This window comes from Arthrobacter sp. ZGTC412 (genome assembly GCF_002929215.1).
Lineage (GTDB): Bacteria > Actinomycetota > Actinomycetes > Actinomycetales > Micrococcaceae > Arthrobacter.
Genome location: NZ_PJII01000082.1, coordinates 1 through 578, shown reverse-complemented (window position 1 = coordinate 578; position 578 = coordinate 1). Strand labels below are relative to the sequence as shown.

General features: G+C 62.3%; 1 protein-coding gene. It reads right to left on the bottom strand.

Annotated features, from left to right (window positions below; translation table 11 throughout):
• Positions 1-396: 396 nt before the first annotated feature.
• A partial coding sequence (locus CXQ88_RS22210; protein WP_104046163.1) for a hypothetical protein occupies positions 397-578 on the bottom strand: 182 nt, incomplete at its 5' end.

Here is a 578-nt window from a genome sequence, read left to right as displayed (position 1 = left end):
GTCACCGAGGAAGTCCGCAAGGAAAACATCGAACTCGATGACGACGGCCGCAACCGCCGCTAGCGGCTGCCTGTAACCGGACTTTCTCCGGCCGTAAACAAGCAGTGTGTGGCCCGTCCTCCCTTCAGGAGGGCGGGCCATCCGCGTTTCGGTAGTTCCCTTGCGGATGCACTATCGCCGCGAAATTGCGATCCACTTTGCTGCCCAGCAGACTTGCGGACAGCGGATTTCCCTCTGGACAGGGGTCAAGGGGGCCGACGACGGCTGGGATGGGCGCGCGTGGTCTCGACGCGGCCCTCGTCGCCGGCTCCGAGCACAACGATAAGGGCTTAGGCGTACCGGGCGCACTAGTTATGAGTACCTGTATTTTCGACGCAAAGGTTGGCCCGGATCCGGCTACCGCTCCGCCGGCCCCAAGAGCCACGATCCATCCATGTCCGGCTTGGGCCTTGACCGTCGCAGTTTGCGTACCAGGATGACGAACGGCAGCAGCAGCAATTGGAGAACACCACCTGCGATCAGCAGCACAACGCAGAGGACAACGACCGGGAAGTACAGGAGGAACACGCCAGCAACGG